Origin of the sequence: Halobaculum roseum, assembly GCF_019880245.1 — an archaeon.
In the GTDB taxonomy this organism is placed as follows: Archaea; Halobacteriota; Halobacteria; order Halobacteriales; family Haloferacaceae; genus Halobaculum; species Halobaculum roseum.
Map to the genome: position 1 here is coordinate 1 of NZ_CP082289.1, position 15128 is coordinate 15128.

At 59.5% G+C, this 15128-nt stretch carries 15 protein-coding genes; 10 read left to right on the top strand and 5 right to left on the bottom strand.

The window, feature by feature from the left end; translation table 11 throughout:
- Positions 1-157: 157 nt before the first annotated feature.
- Both K6T36_RS17945 and K6T36_RS17950 read left to right on the top strand, forming a co-directional pair.
- Positions 158-1030, top strand: coding sequence for a ParA family protein (locus K6T36_RS17945; protein WP_004594451.1), 873 nt, complete (start codon positions 158-160; stop codon positions 1028-1030).
- Complete coding sequence (locus K6T36_RS17950; protein WP_121513335.1) at positions 1023-1508, top strand: DUF7970 domain-containing protein; 486 nt, start codon at positions 1023-1025, stop codon at positions 1506-1508. The genes K6T36_RS17945 and K6T36_RS17950 overlap by 8 nt, the downstream gene beginning before the upstream one ends.
- A 285-nt stretch (positions 1509-1793) precedes the next feature.
- Here K6T36_RS17950 and K6T36_RS17955 read toward each other — a convergent pair whose 3' ends face one another.
- Positions 1794-2213, bottom strand: coding sequence for a RidA family protein (locus K6T36_RS17955; RefSeq protein WP_135306283.1), 420 nt, complete (start codon positions 2211-2213; stop codon positions 1794-1796).
- Positions 2214-2355: 142 nt separating this feature from the next.
- Between K6T36_RS17955 and K6T36_RS17960 the strand changes: the two genes are divergently transcribed.
- The 6 genes from K6T36_RS17960 to K6T36_RS17985 all read left to right on the top strand — a co-directional run bounded on the left by K6T36_RS17960 (position 2356) and on the right by K6T36_RS17985 (position 8283).
- The gene (locus tag K6T36_RS17960) at positions 2356-2754 is read left to right on the top strand and encodes an ArsR/SmtB family transcription factor (protein WP_135306282.1); all 399 of its coding nucleotides are present in this window, start codon (positions 2356-2358) and stop codon (positions 2752-2754) included.
- The gene (gene arsB, locus K6T36_RS17965; RefSeq protein WP_135306281.1) at positions 2747-3913 is read left to right on the top strand and encodes an ACR3 family arsenite efflux transporter; all 1167 of its coding nucleotides are present in this window, start codon (positions 2747-2749) and stop codon (positions 3911-3913) included. Before K6T36_RS17960 ends, arsB begins: the two co-directional genes overlap by 8 nt.
- Complete coding sequence (locus K6T36_RS17970; protein WP_135306280.1) at positions 3913-4398, top strand: arsenate-mycothiol transferase ArsC; 486 nt, start codon at positions 3913-3915, stop codon at positions 4396-4398. The genes arsB and K6T36_RS17970 overlap by 1 nt, the downstream gene beginning before the upstream one ends.
- Positions 4391-4831, top strand: coding sequence for an arsenate-mycothiol transferase ArsC (locus K6T36_RS17975; protein WP_135306279.1), 441 nt, complete (start codon positions 4391-4393; stop codon positions 4829-4831). The genes K6T36_RS17970 and K6T36_RS17975 overlap by 8 nt, the downstream gene beginning before the upstream one ends.
- Before the next feature lie 104 nt (positions 4832-4935).
- Positions 4936-6612, top strand: coding sequence for a transposase (locus K6T36_RS17980; protein ID WP_136689350.1), 1677 nt, complete (start codon positions 4936-4938; stop codon positions 6610-6612).
- Positions 6613-7050: 438 nt separating this feature from the next.
- On the top strand, positions 7051-8283 hold the full coding sequence (locus K6T36_RS17985; protein ID WP_222923991.1) for a tyrosine-type recombinase/integrase: 1233 nt from the start codon (positions 7051-7053) through the stop codon (positions 8281-8283).
- Positions 8284-8316: 33 nt separating this feature from the next.
- Here K6T36_RS17985 and K6T36_RS17990 read toward each other — a convergent pair whose 3' ends face one another.
- Genes K6T36_RS17990 through K6T36_RS18000 form a run of 3 tightly spaced genes read right to left on the bottom strand, consistent with a single transcriptional unit; the run spans position 8317 to position 11138 of the window.
- Positions 8317-8970: a hypothetical protein gene (locus tag K6T36_RS17990; protein WP_004594625.1), complete on the bottom strand. Its 654-nt coding sequence runs from the start codon at positions 8968-8970 to the stop codon at positions 8317-8319.
- A gap of 28 nt (positions 8971-8998) precedes the next feature.
- Entirely contained in the window at positions 8999-10918 is a 1920-nt protein-coding gene (locus K6T36_RS17995; RefSeq protein ID WP_004594624.1) for a heavy metal translocating P-type ATPase, read from the bottom strand.
- Between the two features lie 4 nt (positions 10919-10922).
- Positions 10923-11138: a heavy-metal-associated domain-containing protein gene (locus K6T36_RS18000; RefSeq protein ID WP_004594622.1), complete on the bottom strand. Its 216-nt coding sequence runs from the start codon at positions 11136-11138 to the stop codon at positions 10923-10925.
- A 201-nt stretch (positions 11139-11339) separates the two neighbouring features.
- On the opposite strand from K6T36_RS18000, the gene K6T36_RS18005 reads away from it, so the two are divergent.
- The gene (locus K6T36_RS18005) at positions 11340-11864 is read left to right on the top strand and encodes an ArsR/SmtB family transcription factor (protein WP_004048660.1); all 525 of its coding nucleotides are present in this window, start codon (positions 11340-11342) and stop codon (positions 11862-11864) included.
- Positions 11865-11893: 29 nt separating this feature from the next.
- Here K6T36_RS18005 and K6T36_RS18010 read toward each other — a convergent pair whose 3' ends face one another.
- Positions 11894-13360, bottom strand: a complete 1467-nt coding sequence (locus K6T36_RS18010; RefSeq protein WP_011222406.1) for an amidohydrolase family protein — start codon at positions 13358-13360, stop codon at positions 11894-11896.
- Between the two features lie 328 nt (positions 13361-13688).
- On the opposite strand from K6T36_RS18010, the gene K6T36_RS18015 reads away from it, so the two are divergent.
- Positions 13689-15083, top strand: a complete 1395-nt coding sequence (locus K6T36_RS18015) for a permease (RefSeq protein ID WP_004594620.1) — start codon at positions 13689-13691, stop codon at positions 15081-15083.
- Positions 15084-15128: the final 45 nt, after the last annotated feature.

Consider the following 15128-nt stretch of genomic DNA (forward strand, 5'->3'; position numbering starts at 1 on the left):
CTGTCTGACACAGAATTAAGGTGGACGAGCTTCATTGACCGCGTATGACCAGTGCAAAACGTACATTATCGACAAAACTCGCGCAACCTTCAACATCTACCCAATGTACATTACCTACAAAATGTACAAAATCCACTTCTTACGGGGGTGCTGAGCTATGAGTGCTGACGAGTTTGAAGGGCTCCCCGGAGCAGCTGTCTCGTTGCTCAAGGGAGGGGTAGGGAAATCCACGATCGCGCTCAACATCGCTGATCGACTCGCTGCTCGTGGCCATGAGACGGTACTATTGGATCTGGATAAGGACGGGCACATGACGACTCAGTTGGGATACGACGATGCGTACGACCGAGATGCGAACCTCGGTGACGCCCTTATCGATGGTGAGGACCCCGAAGACCTGCTTATCGAGACGGACTTCGGCGTTCACCTCCTCCCGTCGAGTAACGAGCTCGAGAATGTTGAGACGAGGCTGAAGGACGAACGGTTCGCAGACGTGAAGCTTCGGCGGAACGTTGTCGATCCGCTCATTCAAAACGGATACGACTACGTGATAATTGATGCCGCAGGCGGCCGTGGGAAACTCTCCGACAACGCCCTCATCGCCGTCCAGCGCGTCATAATCCCGCTAATCCCGCGTGCTGGCTCGATCAACGGCCTCAATAAGATGATTGAACGCCAGATCTCCCCAATCCGGCAGAATATCGGGTTGGATATCCTCGCAGTCACTCCGAATATGATTCGCGAAACAATGGGACAACGCAACGAGCATCGGACTCTCGTTGAAAATCTCAACCGGGAGTTCGGTTCATTCGTCCCCGAGTACGCTCGTGTGGACCCGGAGATCTTCGATGCCCTCGATGATTCGGGACGCACCATCGATAGTATTCCGAAGCCAGGGATTCGCGAACGGACCGCAATTTCCCGCGCCTTCAAGCAAGGAATGCCGGTCTCGGAGTTCGACGAAGATTGCGACCAGATCCCGAATTTCGATCACTTAGCGGACCTCGTGGAGGAACACAGCCATGCCTAATGAGGACGACCGTTTCGGGGACGTCGCTGAACAGCTCAAACAAACGGAGGAAGGAGCCGAATCGGATGACGACGAACGTACTGACGCCCAGGATGAACCGCAACCGGATGAAGAGATAACTACTGAGGACACAGAGTCGGAGACTGAGTCCATTCCTGAGCAGGATGAGGAGGATGTGGACGAATCCACCGGTGGACCGGCCTTCTCCTTTGATGAGACCGATATGCACGGCTTCTATGTCCGGGAGGACACGTGGGATGGCGTCACCCGGATGCGATCATCGGTAACTGCTGCGTGTTCTATGTTTGATGTTCCCGAGTTTGAGGGAAGAGAGTTTCAAGATGCGTGTCTCCGGGTAATTGCGGACCACGGTGATGAGGTTGCCCTCCAGATCCTCCGGGAGCGTGGTATCGAAGCCGATGAGGAACGTGTTCAGGAAGTTGTTGAGATGCTGAGCGAGCAAGCTACGAACGACTAACATTGGATTTGGCTGATTTTCCTCACCATTCAAATTTTGTGCGCATTGTACATTATGCAGATTGTGTAGCAAGCTATCTGCTTGCAGTCTTGCGATTATTCTCAGAACCGGGTCCGAACGGCGGTCGCGCAACAGTTGAGACTGGCAGTCTCAATGCATACGGTTCCGCTCGACTCTATTGGTATAGAATTGGGTAGATACTGGGCGGGATGAAACCGGTGGCGAACATCGCCCGTTTATCTGATCCAACTTATCCGTGAAGGTAGCTGCAACGACCTCTCGGCTCTATTCGATGGCGACGACGGCATCCACGGTAACTGCAGCATCGCCGAGCAGTTCACAGACGCCGATCGTCGTTCGGGCTGGATACGTCTCATCAAAGTACTGCTCATAGGCGTCATTCACACGCTCGTATGCATCCATCTCAGCGAGATACAGGGTGAGCTGCAGAACGTCACTCATTTCTTTCCCGTGCCGTTCAAGCTGGGTTTCGAGGTTTCCTAAACACAATTCGAGCTGACGCACAGGGGATGCATCGCTCGCGATCCGGTCTCCATCCTCCGGCAGTTGGCCTTCGATGAAGAGGAGGTCCGAATCTCCCGTTTTCTTGCCATAGCCGCCGATAAATTTTGTTCCGTCACGCTGCTTGCGGCTACTCTCACTGGCACGACTTAGCTGTGATTCGGTCACTGAGTTCGCCTCCATATTTTGATTTAGAGTATATTCAAGTATAATGTTTTCCGTCTGTTCTCGATTCTCGAGCACCACCGCACTGTGAGGCGCTTGAGTGAACAATACCTCGGCTATACCGCAACAATTAATTGAGAATCTACTCAAGTCGATATTGATGGCACAAACTACAGAACGACTTCGCCGCTATCTCGATGATGAACTCGGGGAGTGTCGCAACGAGGATGTTGAGCGCCGCCTCGACGAACTCAGCACCCTCGAAGCAGCACTCGGGACAGCGCAGGTGAACGCTGAACTCGATGTGCTCTCAGCACTCTCCAACGAGACACGATATACGCTCGTCCGTGTGCTCGTTGCCGCACAAGAGGAACTCTGCGTCTGTGAACTGAATGCGGTCGTCGACGTGACCGAGAGCGGGCTCAGCCACGCGCTCTCGAAACTTCTCGATGCAGGACTCGTTTCGGGCCGAAAAGATGGCCGGTGGAAGAAGTACCGTGCAACAAACCGGGCTGTCGCGCTTATCACTGTCCTCGAGGGGAGCGTGACCGATGAGTAACGTCGATGCTCACGACCATGGGCCGAACTGCGACTGTGAGAGCTGTGGCGACCCGCGGTCGATGGACTTCCTCGATAAGTACCTCACCGTCTGGATTCTCGGTGCGATGGCCGTCGGCGTGGGACTCGGATTCGTCGCCCCGTCGGTAACCCAGCCGATTCAGGACTTCCATCTCGTCGAAATCGGCCTCATCGCGATGATGTATCCGCCGCTGGCGAAGGCTGACTACTCCCAACTGCGGGCCGTGTTCAGCAACTGGCGTGTGCTCGGACTAAGCCTAATTCAAAACTGGTTGATCGGCCCGACGCTTATGTTCGGACTCGCTGTGATCTTCTTCAGTGGACTCGTGCCTGGCCTGCCTGCTCGTCCCGAGTTCTTCCTCGGCCTCGTGTTCATCGGAATGGCCCGCTGTATCGCGATGGTCCTCGTCTGGAACGAACTCGCAGAAGGCTCGACGGAGTACGTGACTGGGCTGGTCGCGTTCAACAGCCTCTTCCAGATCGTCACGTACGGTGTCTACGTCTGGTTCTTCGGGCTATTCCTCCCGCCACTGCTCGGGATGGAAACGCTCGTCGCGGGCATCGAGACGTTCAATGTGACGCCGATGCAGGTGTTCCAGGCGATCGTTATTTTCCTCGGCATCCCGTTCATCGGCGGGTTCCTCACGCGGTACATCGGCACGCGAGCCAAGAGCGAGGAGTGGTACGACGAGACGTTGGTCCCCAAGATCGACCCAGTCACGCTCGTTGCGCTCCTCTTTACGGTCATCGTGATGTTCGCCACGCAAGGCGAGAACATCGTCGCCTCGCCCGGTGACGTCCTCCTGATCGCCGTCCCGCTGACGATCTACTTCGTCGTGATGTTCCTCGTCAGCTTCGGGATGGGTAGGGGCATCGGCGCGGATTACTCGACGACGACGGCCATTGGGTTCACCGCCGCCTCGAACAACTTCGAACTCGCGATTGCGGTGGCGGTCGCGGTGTTCGGTGTCGGCTCCGGCGTCGCCTTCACCACCGTCGTCGGCCCGCTCATCGAGGTCCCGGTCCTATTAGCGTTGGTCAACGTGGCGCTGTACTTCCAGCGCAAGTTCGACTGGAGTGGTGCCACAACCGGACAGCTCAGCACCTCTTCCTCCCCACCGCCCGCTGAAGACGACTGATGGGGGAGCCACTGATGGTATCACACACAGACACCCTCGGTCCGCTTCGCCTCGGGTTCGTCTGCGTGCAGAACGCAGGCCGGAGCCAGATCGCCGCCGCGCTCGCCGAAACCCAAGTTCAGGTTCAGATGCGAAGTGACATCGAGATCGTTTCTGGTGGGACCGATCCCGCTGTCGCGATACATCCGACCGTCATAGAGGTGATGTCTGAGAAAGGCTACGACTTATCTGACCGGTCACCGACGAAGATCACCCGTGAGTCGCTCGAGGCGTGCGATTTTATCGTATTGATGGGCTGTGCACTGTCAATCGAGGACCTTCCACCCGGAGTCGTCGTTCGAGACTGGGGGTTTGTCGACCCAGTAGACTCCGATCGGGAGTCTGTCTGGGCGATCAGTACCGAAATCGAACAGCAGGTGATCGAACTTTTCGACGAGCTGCCGACACAGGCGGAGCGTCGCGCGAACTACGTAACACATGAATGAGAACACAGAATCCGAACCGCTGAGAATTGCCTTCGTCTGCGTGCAGAACGCAGGTCGCTCGCAGATGGCCTACGCGCTCGCACAGCGAGAAGTTGAACAGCGAGGACTCCAGGACGAAATCGAAATCATAACTGGTGGAACACGCCCTGCTGACCATGTCCACGACGAGGTGGTTCGGGCGATGCACGCAGTTGGCATCGATATCTCGGGACGGACACCTCGGGAGATCGCGTTCGAGGAAACACAGGGGAGCGATTACGTCATCACGATGGGTTGTTCGGCCGACGACGTCTGTCCCGCGGGATGGGCGGGCGAGAACCGTGACTGGAATCTCGACGACCCGGACGGGAAGTCGGCTGCTGAGGTCGGTCGCATCCGCGACGAAATCGAACGACGGGTAAACGACCTCTTCGATGAACTCGGATCGACGTAGCAACCCTCGTCACACCGATCGGTACCTGCGGTGTTGATCTCGTTGTTCTATCTTAGACGCAGATATGAGGCACTCTTGACCCTGTTTTGGCTCAACACTTGGTAATGTCCCAATCCCCAAAGTCTAACCGAACCGTGTTTCGTCGGATTGCACGGCAGTCACACGTTGATTATCCGGTGTATGATTCGACACCACTGTACGATAGAACCTCACTTGCAGGATTGGAATCGGATATTCGCGTTGTCTCGGCGACGTGGTTCAGACACGATAGCCACGTCTCAGTCGAGGAGTTCGTCTGTGAACTCCCGCTAGCCTACTTTCGGTTCAACACGCATGACTGCTATGGAGGGCTAACACGCTACGAGATGGACACGCTCTTTCGCGTGTTCGTCCTGAAGGAACTTCACGGATGGGACCACGAAACACCCCTGGTCGAGTATCTCGGTTCTCACCCAAAACTCAGTGAGGGAATCGGGTTGGACACGGTTCCTGATCAGTCGACGCTGTGGCGCAGCTGGAACCAACGCTTCACCACAGACCTTCGCGAAACCGTCGAGACCGCTGCTCGAACGATTCTGATTAAGGCTCAGAATGCGGGCGTCGATGTTCCCCATGAACCAGAGCGAAAGCTGCAACACCGCCTCGACGATTCTGACGAGCCGGAACCGGACGACCAGACTGTCTTGGACCAGGCGGAGAAGCTCACTGACCACGTCAGCCGCGTCGTCTTCCCAGCGTTCTCGTTGGACCGTGGTGGGGGCTGTGAGATCCACGAGAACGCGTACTGGGACTTACAAACGTATCTGGGGCTCCGAGAGAACTTAGCCGCAAATGAAGGCGCTCGCAGCTTCGTCTACGAGTCGACCCGGAAGAGAACACCACTCGGTCACACCCATCGCGAGCACATTCGAGATCTCTCGATCGAACAGATTCGGGAAATGTATCGGCAGGCTATCGGCCAATTGTTGGGTGAGGTAGCAGCGACGGAGGAGTTCTTCCGAGCAGGGGTCGTCGCCATCGACATCACCGAAGCCGATCCGTTCACGGGCGACCGAACCGGCCACGAAGACGAGATTATCGGGACGAAAGAGCAGACCGACGAGTATGCCTATCAGTGGGCAACGGTCCAGCTGGTCGGGAACGCCGTCCCAATCGTGCTGGACGCGCGCCCGGTACGGAAAGGCGAGTCACGAAAGGAGATCGTCGAGGACCTGCTGGATTCGGCTGAAGAGCTCGTCCACGTCGATAACTTGCTGATGGACCGAGAGTTCGACAGTCAGCACGTCTTGGAGAGGATCAGCCAGCGCGGGCTCTCTTACGTCGTTCCGAAGCGGATGCAGACCAGCGAGAAAGCCCAGGCCAAGCGGTTGCTCCAGCGTGACAAGGATCGGTATGAAACCGACCGGAAACTCCATCTCGGAAAGAACGAGTGGCACCAGACGACGCTGATCTATCGTCGAAAAGAGGACTCAGAGCACGACGACCATCGACAGTATTCAGTGTTCATGACGAATTGCGGGAGTGGTCACCTCACGGAGTACGGCGATCGCTGGGAGATCGAGAGCGGGTACCGGTCGATCAAGCGGTTCATGGCGGCGACGACGTCGAAAGATTTCGGGCTACGGTTCTTCTACTTCGCATTCGCGTGTCTCCTGTACTCAATCTGGCGTGCCGTTGATCTGCTTGTACAGGTCGAGTTGACTGGTGAGTACGAACACTCCCCGATGGTGACGGCTGACAACACGCTGACACTGTTGAAGAAAGAGACTGGAATCGGGTAGTGAGCAACTCTGTTCGGGTTAGCGTGCCGCTAAGTGGCTACGCTGCTGGAAGTCTCGAAAATTTGCCCATGTGATTGAGTATGTGACAGGAATAGCCGCTTGGAAAGCCATCTGGAGCAGTTTTCGCTGGCCGAATCGGTCAAATTCACGCATCACAGCCCTGCTAAACCCCCTGTAGTCTCAACTGTTCCCGGCTCAGTTTTGGTATAGCGATATATGGTTTATAGTTGGACGATTTGGCTTATTAGGGCTTGTAATTCCGGAAAACGACACTTTGGGTTGATGCCTGGTTGGTTGTGATTAGAATAGTAATCACGACCACTTTGAAGTACCCCGGCGCCGTCGGTGAAGCACGAATGCTGCAACCGCCTCACGACGACGCTTCCCCCAGGGTAGAGGACCCGAGACCGGGGCTGCAGGACGGTGGAGGGCCGGTGAATGCCTGACCGAGCGCTTTCGACGCCGCTCGACGACAGCTTCGAGCGCTACCTCCAAGACAAGGGGAAAGGCCGGGGCGGCGGCGGTGGGAACTATCGACGTAACGCTGCACGCGAGCTCGAACGGTTCGCCGAGTGGGCCGCCGGCGACCGCGGCGCCGACGACTGGACCGGGATCGCCGACGACGTCGGCCGCGAGCCGACCTTCGACGATCTCGACGAACGCGTGTTCCGGGAGTACGCCCGACATCTCGGTGGAGATCGGGGACTCAAGCAGAACACAGTACAAACCTATTACCGCTATATCTCTGCGTGGTGTGGCTGGTGCGTCAACGAGGGATATCTTGAGGCCCACTACGCGCAGCGAGCGAGTGCGATGGCGCCGCTGCCGGAGGACGACGGCCGCAAGCCCGGCGACCAGCAGGCCTGGACGTCTGAACAGCGCCACGCCCTCACCCGCCACGTCGACGAACGGGCCCGCGACGCTGTCGAGGCGTACACGACACTCCCAGAGGATACTGACCCCCTCGACAAGCAGCGAGCACGCTACGCGGCGCTGAAGGCGACTCGTGACCGGGCTCTGGTGTTCGTTCTCGCGTACACAGCTGTCCGCGTCGGCGAACTGCTCCGGGATCCGAACGACCCGCGCCGGCGCGGCGTCCGCTGGGAGGACCTCTCGCTCGACGACGGGAGCATGGACGTCTACCGGAAGAAACAGCAGTGGGACGCCGCCAGTCTTCCCGATCCGGTGATCTCGCCGCTCCGGAGCTATCGCCAGCTGATGGATCCGCCGACGGAGCGCTGGCCGGTGTTTCCGACGTTTGACCAACGGACGCTCGCAGAGCTCGTCCGGGAAGAGCTAGCCGAACGAGGGGAACGCCCAGAAGCAATCATTGAACGCCGTGCGGAGTACGCTCGCGACCTGCTGCTGGCGCTCGATGTGGACATTCGGCCGCCGTCGATCACGACGGACGGCGCACGGTCGATTCTCCAACGACTCTCGGAGGCCGCGGAGATCGACATCGACCATCCGAAACACGATTATCTTGCTCCGCACGGTGGCCGTCGTGGCATGGGCGAGGTTCTGGTCCGGGCATTCGGATATACTGTGGCGGCCCGATATCTCGATAATTCTGAGGAGATGGTTCGTGAGCGGTACTCGCATATCGAGGCTGGTGAGTTAGGTGATGTCGCTACTGAGGCCCTTGAGGAGATCGATAGTGTACCGCAGTAACTTATTTCGAGTGAGAGGGGTAGACCGTCGCGTTCACACCGCGTCGACGGTGAACAGCGAGTCGTCGCTGAGGACGACCTGTACCCGGCGGTGCCAGGCGTCAGCGAAAGCCTCTCGTTGCTGGTCAGTTGCCGATTCGTCGAGAATCCCTTGGAGGTTCCCGATTGCGGGTCCACCGTCAGGAACGTCGCTGACGTGGTAGGTCACTTCGACGGTCTCGTCCGTGTCGGTTCGCCGGAACCGGAACGTCGGGTCCGCCGTGTCCGGGTCGAACGCGTCGAAGCGCAGGAGGTCGCGGCGGCCGCCATAGCCGCCGGCGAGCCCGCTGAATCCGTCATCGCCGGTCGCGCCAGTCACGTACGAGATGATGCGGCTCATCACGCCGTACGCGGCATCGTCCTGCGGGCCGGCCGTCTGGACCTCGATTTCGCTCCGGACTGGATAGTCGTCGGGATACAGGGCGTCGAGCCCGAGCTGGACGATCCGATAGGCACCCGAGGCTGTCGGACAGGAGTGTCCGGCTTCTTTCACCGCGTCCCGGTAGGTGACGACGAACGGCTCGCCCGGTTCGAGGACGCCGAGGGCCTCCGCGACGGGGTCGCGGATTTCGATCGGGTCGGCGTCGTAGTCGACCTGCCAATTGGTTCTCGTCTGGGTCGTGTCAGTCGCAGTCGAATTCGATGTCATGAGTTGTGGTTGTGATCGTGTCTCGTGGTCAGTAGCGGAGCAGTCGCATCCCGTTGAGGATGACGAGGAGGACGCTGGCCTCGTGGACCAGCATTCCCGACGCGAGGGTGACGTAGCTGGTGAGCACGCCCGCGAGGAGGACGGTCACGGTCAGCACCGCGAGCCCGACGTTCTCGAGGACGTTCCAGCGCGTCGCCTTGCTGAGTTTGACCGCGTACGGGATGCGTTCGAGGTCGTCGGCCATCAACGCCATGTCAGCCGTTTCGATAGCGGTGTCCGTTCCCGCAGCACCCATCGCGATGCCGACATCGGCAGTGGCCAGCGATGGCGCGTCGTTGATGCCGTCGCCGACCATCGCGACGACGTGGCCGTCGGCCTGGTAGCCCTCGATGACGGACTGCTTGTCCTCGGGGAGGAGTTCGGCACGGTACTCGTCGATACCGACCTCCTCGGCAACGGCAGCGGCCGTCCGCTCGTTGTCGCCGGTGAGCATCACCGTCTCGATGCCAGCGTCTTGGAGCGCCGCGACGACCCCAGGAGCGGCCTCCCGGAGCTCGTCCCGCATCGCAATCGCGCCGATGATGTCCCCGTCCCGAACGACGTGGACGACTGTCTCGCCGCGCCCCTCACGCTCGCGGACGTAGTCGGCGACCCGATCGGGGACATCGACGTCGCGGTCGTCCAGCAGCGCGCGGTTGCCGACGACGACTTCCTGGCCATCGGCATGGGCGATGACGCCCTTGCCGGCGACCACGTCGAAGTCGTCGGGATCGGGGACCGACCTGCGCCCCACGTCCGTATCGTCCGCTTGGGCGACCGTCGCTCCACCGTCCGTCGCAGCCGTCTGGCGTTCGCGGGCCATGTCGACGATGGCGTCCGCGAGGTGGTGTTCGCTCTTCTTCTCGGCGGTCGCTGCGAGCGAGAGGACGTCGGCGGCGGCGACGCCGAACCCCTCGATACCGGAGACGGTGGTCTCGCCCTTCGTGAGCGTCCCCGTCTTGTCGAAGGCGACGAGATCGATCTTGCCGGCGCGTTCGAGGTGTTCGCCGCCCTTCATCAGCACGCCCGACCGGGCGGCGTTACCGATGGCCGAGACGATGCTGACCGGTGGCCCGATGACCAGCGCGCCCGGACAGCCGATGACCAGCAGCGTCAGCGACAGGATCGCGTTCTGCGTGACCGCGTACGCGCCGATAGCCAGGGCAATGACGGCCGGCGTGTAGTACTTCGCGAACCGGTCGATGAGACTCTCCGTGGGCGACTGAGCCTCCTGGGCCTCCTCGACGCGACGGATGATCCGTTCGAGAGTCGTATCCGATCCCGCTCCCGTCGTCCGGATTTCTAGCGCGCCCTCCTGGTTGACCGTCCCGGCGTACACCTCGTCGCTGTCGGCCTTGTGGACGGGCGCGCTCTCGCCGGTGACCGGCGCCTGGTTGACTGCGCTCTCGCCGTCGACGACGGTTCCGTCGACCGGGATCTTCCCGCCCGGCTTTACGACGACGACTTCGCCCTCTTCGACATCGCGGGCGGAGACCTTTTGGAGTGTCCCGTCGCGACGGACGGTCGCCGTGTCGGGCGTCATCTCCAGTAGCTCCTGAAGTGCCGTCCGGGTCTTCCGCATCGTCCGGCCTTCGAGGTAGCTGCCAAGGCTGAACAGGAAGACGACGGCGGCGGCTTCCCAGTACTCCCCGATGACGATAGCACCGATGGCGGCCAGCGTCACCAGCGTCTTGATGCCGAGCGTCCGGTTGGTGACCTCGTGGTAAGCGGTCTTGGCGATGTCGTAGCCACCCACGACCGTCGCGAGGACGAGGATGGCGGCGCTTGCCATCTCGAAACTCGTGAGGTAGCCGAGACTCCAGCCACCGCCGTACAGCAGGCCGCTTGTCGCCGTGACGATGGCCTTCCGGTGGTTCCGGTAGTACTGCGTGATCGATTGTTTGTTCATAGTGTTAGGCGGGCTGGGGAGTGTACCCCTGGTTTTCGATGGTCTCTGCGAAGGCGTCGGGGTCAGCGACGCTGTCGTCGTACTCGATCTCGACGCGGCCGGTCGCGTAGTGGACTTCGACGTGCTGGACGCCGTCGACGTTCGACAGGGCGCGTTCGACGGTACTCGCGCAGGTCGGGCAGTCGAAGTCGAGGACGCGGAATTGGGTTGTGTCGCTCATTACAGTTTGAGATAGTGCCCGTACCTCAATAAGTATTTTTTATATGATATGTTTGAATTCGCATACGAGTCGTTGGAACAGTCAAACGGGTCGTCTAGGGCTTTCGCTATCGCGGGTCCATCCTGTACTGGATACCTCGACAGACACCTACCCGACTCCTGCCCCGCTACCTTTTCCCGCGTGCTCGCGCTCAGTCCTCGTATGAGTGATTCCGATACCGACCACCGTCTCGACGACATCGCGGTGCGAGACACTCGGATTTCGGACGCCATCGACGAGCCGATGCGGGCGATGGTCCTCGACATTCTGTCCGAGGAAGCCCTAACTGCGACCGAGGTCCACGAACGCCTCGACGATCGCGGCATCGACCGGACGGAGAACACGGTCCGCCATCACATCAACGAGCTCCGGGATGCGGGCCTCGTCGACGTCGTTCGCTTCGAGGAGGGGCGTGGTGGGACGACGAAGTACTACCACGCGAACACGATCGTCCTCTCGTACTCACTACCAGATTCGGCCGACGCCGCCGTCGAGGAGATGATCGACGCTGCCCAGCCCCAGATCACGGACGCGCTCACTACGCTCACCGACGAGTACGACGACGCTATTGAGGAGATCGTCGAGGATATGCAGCCCTGCGAGCACTGCCAGACCCAGAAGTACGAGACGTACGTTCTTCTGACCGTCCTGCGACGTGCGTTCGTTCGCGCCCACAGAAATTCCTGAGGGGGAACCACCCCTACGCTGGCAGGGTCTTAGAAGGAGAACCGATCACGCGCGGATTGCATCGCGAGGCGAGTCAGGAGTCGCGCAGGGCCACGCTTTGGGAGGTCCCGTACAGTCTCGATGCTGGTCGGCGGTTCACTACCACCAATGTCTAACTCCCAGCCTGTCTCGTCCATGAAGCGTTCGACAGCCTGATTTACTCGCTGTCGCACGTCGTCCGAGTCCATTGTCTCGGGCACACCATTCCGGAGGACGACGTCGCCGTCAACGATCACTGTCTCGACGTCGGCCGGGACCGCGTTGTTCACGACGTGTGCGGGAACGTTGGTCAGTGGCGTGAACTTCGGTTTGTCGACGTCGAGGAGGATAATATCCGCGCGCTTTCCCGCTTCGATACTGCCGATCTCGTCGCCCATCCCCAGCGCGCGTGCGCCCTCGATAGTGAGCATTCGTATCAGTTCCATCGAGTCGAACTGCCCGGCTGAACGCTTGAGATTTGCCGCCAGCCGAGCTTGCCGCGCTTCACCGAACATGCTGTACGAGTCGTGCCAGTAGTGGTCGTCAATCCCTACTCCGACGTCGACGCCGGCGGCTCGAAGCTCGGGAACGGGCGTCCACTGCGTCTCCCCGTCCGGATTCCAGTAACAGAAGACGGACGGGCAGTGCGCAACAGCCGCGTCCGCCTCGGCGGTTCGCTGGATGTCCTCTTCGTCGCCGAGGCGGAAGTGAGCAGCGACCAGTCGGTCGTCCAGGAGTCCAACGTCGTCGAGCAATCCTACCGAGTCCTCGCCACCGTTCGCTCGTGCCATCGTGTTACTCTCCTCGAGTTCGAGCAAGTGCGTGTGGACGAGCAGGTCCGGATACTCTGCGGCGAGGGATGCGGTCCGTTCCCACAGCTGCCGGGTACACGACCAGTCGTCGTGCGGGCAGATCGTCGCCCTGATTCGGCCGTCGTACGTGTCGTGGTACGTTTCGACGAACTCGCGAGCACGGGAGAACTGCTGATCGACTGGTTGGTCCCAGAAGAGGTCCGAGATCGCCGGGCCGAAAAATCCGCGGAGCCCTGCTTCCCCGAACGCCTCTGCACCTGCGGCAGGCCGTGCGTCCATCGAGTTCACGGTCGTGACACCGCCCAAGAGGAAATTGAGCGCTGCGAGCTCGACGCCTGCCTCGACGAGGTACTCGAATTCGCCGTTCCCTAATCTGTTAAACAAGGCCGTCCCACTCCCAAGCATCTCCGTCAGCTCGAGTTCGCTAAACGCACCGATGAGCGGTGTCATCTCCAAGTGCGTGTGGGCGTTCACCAACCCCGGCATCACCAGTTTCCCGTTCCCGTCGATAACGGTGGACGCTTCTAATTCTCCGTCTCCTGCACGTGATGGTCGGACTTCTTCGATACAGCCATCGGTGATGCATACTGTGCCGCGCTCGTACAGGCGGTTCCGCTCGTCGGCTGTGAGAACGAGTGCATCATGGATTGCCAGATCGACAGCCATCGTAAATTAGGAAGTGGATGTGACAGTTACCGTACTGGACAACCGAGCAGGCCGGCGAAGGCTGTTCTTCCAGGTGGTGTTCCCCTCATTTGGGATATCATCGGTCTCTACTGGTCCCATTAGCCTCTAATACGTCGGCGTGATTTAATCAGATTCCCCTTTTGAATCTGAAGTCGGATTCCGTGGAGCTTGTGGAGGTTTGCAATGTTTTCCCCTCTTCACGATAGATCATCTATGGCCGACGGTTACGATGCCATAGTACTGATACCCTCATAGGCAGTATATTCTAATCAAAACCGCAATAGATGATCCCTACAATGATACACCTATGCAGGCGACGATAATCGACGGAGTTCTTGAATCCCTTCGTATCGGTGTCGGATTTCTCTGGACGGCGGCGTGGGCGATCATCATGGGCCTCACGATTACGAGTCTCGTCCAGGTCTACGTCTCGAAGGAGCGGATGGCACAGGTGCTGGGTGAGGGCGATCTAACTGGACTTACCAAGGCGACTGTGTTCGGAGCAGCAAGCAGTGGCTGTAGTTTCGGCGCCGTCGCCATCGGGAAGGGCCTGTTCAAGAAGGGGGCGCACGCGGTGAACTTCCTCGCGTTCATGTTCGCGTCGACGAACCTCATCGTCGAACTAGGGCTGATGATTCTCATCCTGCTTGGCTGGGAGTTCCTCGTCGCGGAACTGCTCGGCGGCCTGATTCTCATCGCCGTCATGGCCGCCATCGTCCACCTCACGCTTCCCGAAAACCTGTTTAACGAAGTCCGCGAGAAGCTCAACGAGCGCGACCGCCAGGCGGGCGTCACGGAAGATCCCACCTGCGGGATGGAGGGGAAAGACGAGTACACGCTCACGACCGACGGCGGTGAGACGCTCAAATTCTGCTCGGAGGGCTGTATGGAGACCTATCGCCAGGAGACGTCGAGTAGCGGCGGGTGGCGTGACGAGTTGCTGTCGTGGGGTGGCTGGTACAAGGTCGGGAATCAGTACCGCAAGGAGTGGTCGATGATCTGGAAAGACATCGTCGCCGGCTTCCTTATTTCTGGGTTCGTCATCGTCTTCGTCCCGCAGTGGGTGTGGAACACGCTGTTCATTCAGGGCGACGGCCTGCTCGTGACTGCCGAGAACGCCGTCATGGGCGTCATCATCGCCGTCCTCAGTTTCGTCGGCAGTATGGGCAACGTCCCGTTCGCCGTCGCGCTCTGGGGTGGTGGCGTCAGCTTCGCCGGGATCATCGCGTTCGTCTACGCCGACCTCATCACCGTGCCCGTCCTGAACGTCTACCGGAAGTACTACGGCTGGAAGGTGATGCTGTACATCCTCGGCGTCTTCTTCGTCACGATGGCGTTCACCGGCTTCCTCATGGAGCTGCTGTTCGACGCGCTGGGTATCGTTCCAGATCTGGCGGGCGGCGAGACGGCGACTGAACAGACGTACTTCGAGCTCAACTACACGTTCTACCTCAATATTATCGCCTTTGCGCTCTCCGGGTTCCTTCTGTATGTCTACCGGCGGGGACTCGGCGCACCAGGTCAGTATCGAGATCCGGTGTGCGGGATGCGAACCGACGATGAGGGCCCGAGTGCGTCCCACGATGGGACGACGTACTATTTTTGCTCAAAGAAATGCAAGCGTACGTTCGAAGAAGAACCAACGGAATTTACTAATCAAAGCCCGCAAATATCGAGCCACGATCACGATCATGACCACTGATGATCGCACTGTGGTTCATCCGCTGTGATGGGGTTCATCATCACA

Excerpts from the sequence above, each read along its gene's own strand:
- K6T36_RS17945 (WP_004594451.1), top strand. The coding sequence starts at position 158 with ATGAGTGCTGACGAGTTTGAAGGGCTCCCCGGAGCAGCTGTCTCGTTG.
- K6T36_RS17950 (WP_121513335.1), top strand. The coding sequence starts at position 1,023 with ATGCCTAATGAGGACGACCGTTTCGGGGACGTCGCTGAACAGCTCAAA.
- K6T36_RS17955 (WP_135306283.1), bottom strand. The coding sequence starts at position 2,213 with ATGGAGGCGAACTCAGTGACCGAATCACAGCTAAGTCGTGCCAGTGAG.
- K6T36_RS17960 (WP_135306282.1), top strand. The coding sequence starts at position 2,356 with ATGGCACAAACTACAGAACGACTTCGCCGCTATCTCGATGATGAACTC.
- arsB (WP_135306281.1), top strand. The coding sequence starts at position 2,747 with ATGAGTAACGTCGATGCTCACGACCATGGGCCGAACTGCGACTGTGAG.
- K6T36_RS17970 (WP_135306280.1), top strand. The coding sequence starts at position 3,913 with ATGGGGGAGCCACTGATGGTATCACACACAGACACCCTCGGTCCGCTT.
- K6T36_RS17975 (WP_135306279.1), top strand. The coding sequence starts at position 4,391 with ATGAATGAGAACACAGAATCCGAACCGCTGAGAATTGCCTTCGTCTGC.
- K6T36_RS17980 (WP_136689350.1), top strand. The coding sequence starts at position 4,936 with ATGTCCCAATCCCCAAAGTCTAACCGAACCGTGTTTCGTCGGATTGCA.
- K6T36_RS17985 (WP_222923991.1), top strand. The coding sequence starts at position 7,051 with ATGCCTGACCGAGCGCTTTCGACGCCGCTCGACGACAGCTTCGAGCGC.
- K6T36_RS17990 (WP_004594625.1), bottom strand. The coding sequence starts at position 8,970 with ATGACATCGAATTCGACTGCGACTGACACGACCCAGACGAGAACCAAT.
- K6T36_RS17995 (WP_004594624.1), bottom strand. The coding sequence starts at position 10,918 with ATGAACAAACAATCGATCACGCAGTACTACCGGAACCACCGGAAGGCC.
- K6T36_RS18000 (WP_004594622.1), bottom strand. The coding sequence starts at position 11,138 with ATGAGCGACACAACCCAATTCCGCGTCCTCGACTTCGACTGCCCGACC.
- K6T36_RS18005 (WP_004048660.1), top strand. The coding sequence starts at position 11,340 with ATGAGTGATTCCGATACCGACCACCGTCTCGACGACATCGCGGTGCGA.
- K6T36_RS18010 (WP_011222406.1), bottom strand. The coding sequence starts at position 13,360 with ATGGCTGTCGATCTGGCAATCCATGATGCACTCGTTCTCACAGCCGAC.
- K6T36_RS18015 (WP_004594620.1), top strand. The coding sequence starts at position 13,689 with ATGCAGGCGACGATAATCGACGGAGTTCTTGAATCCCTTCGTATCGGT.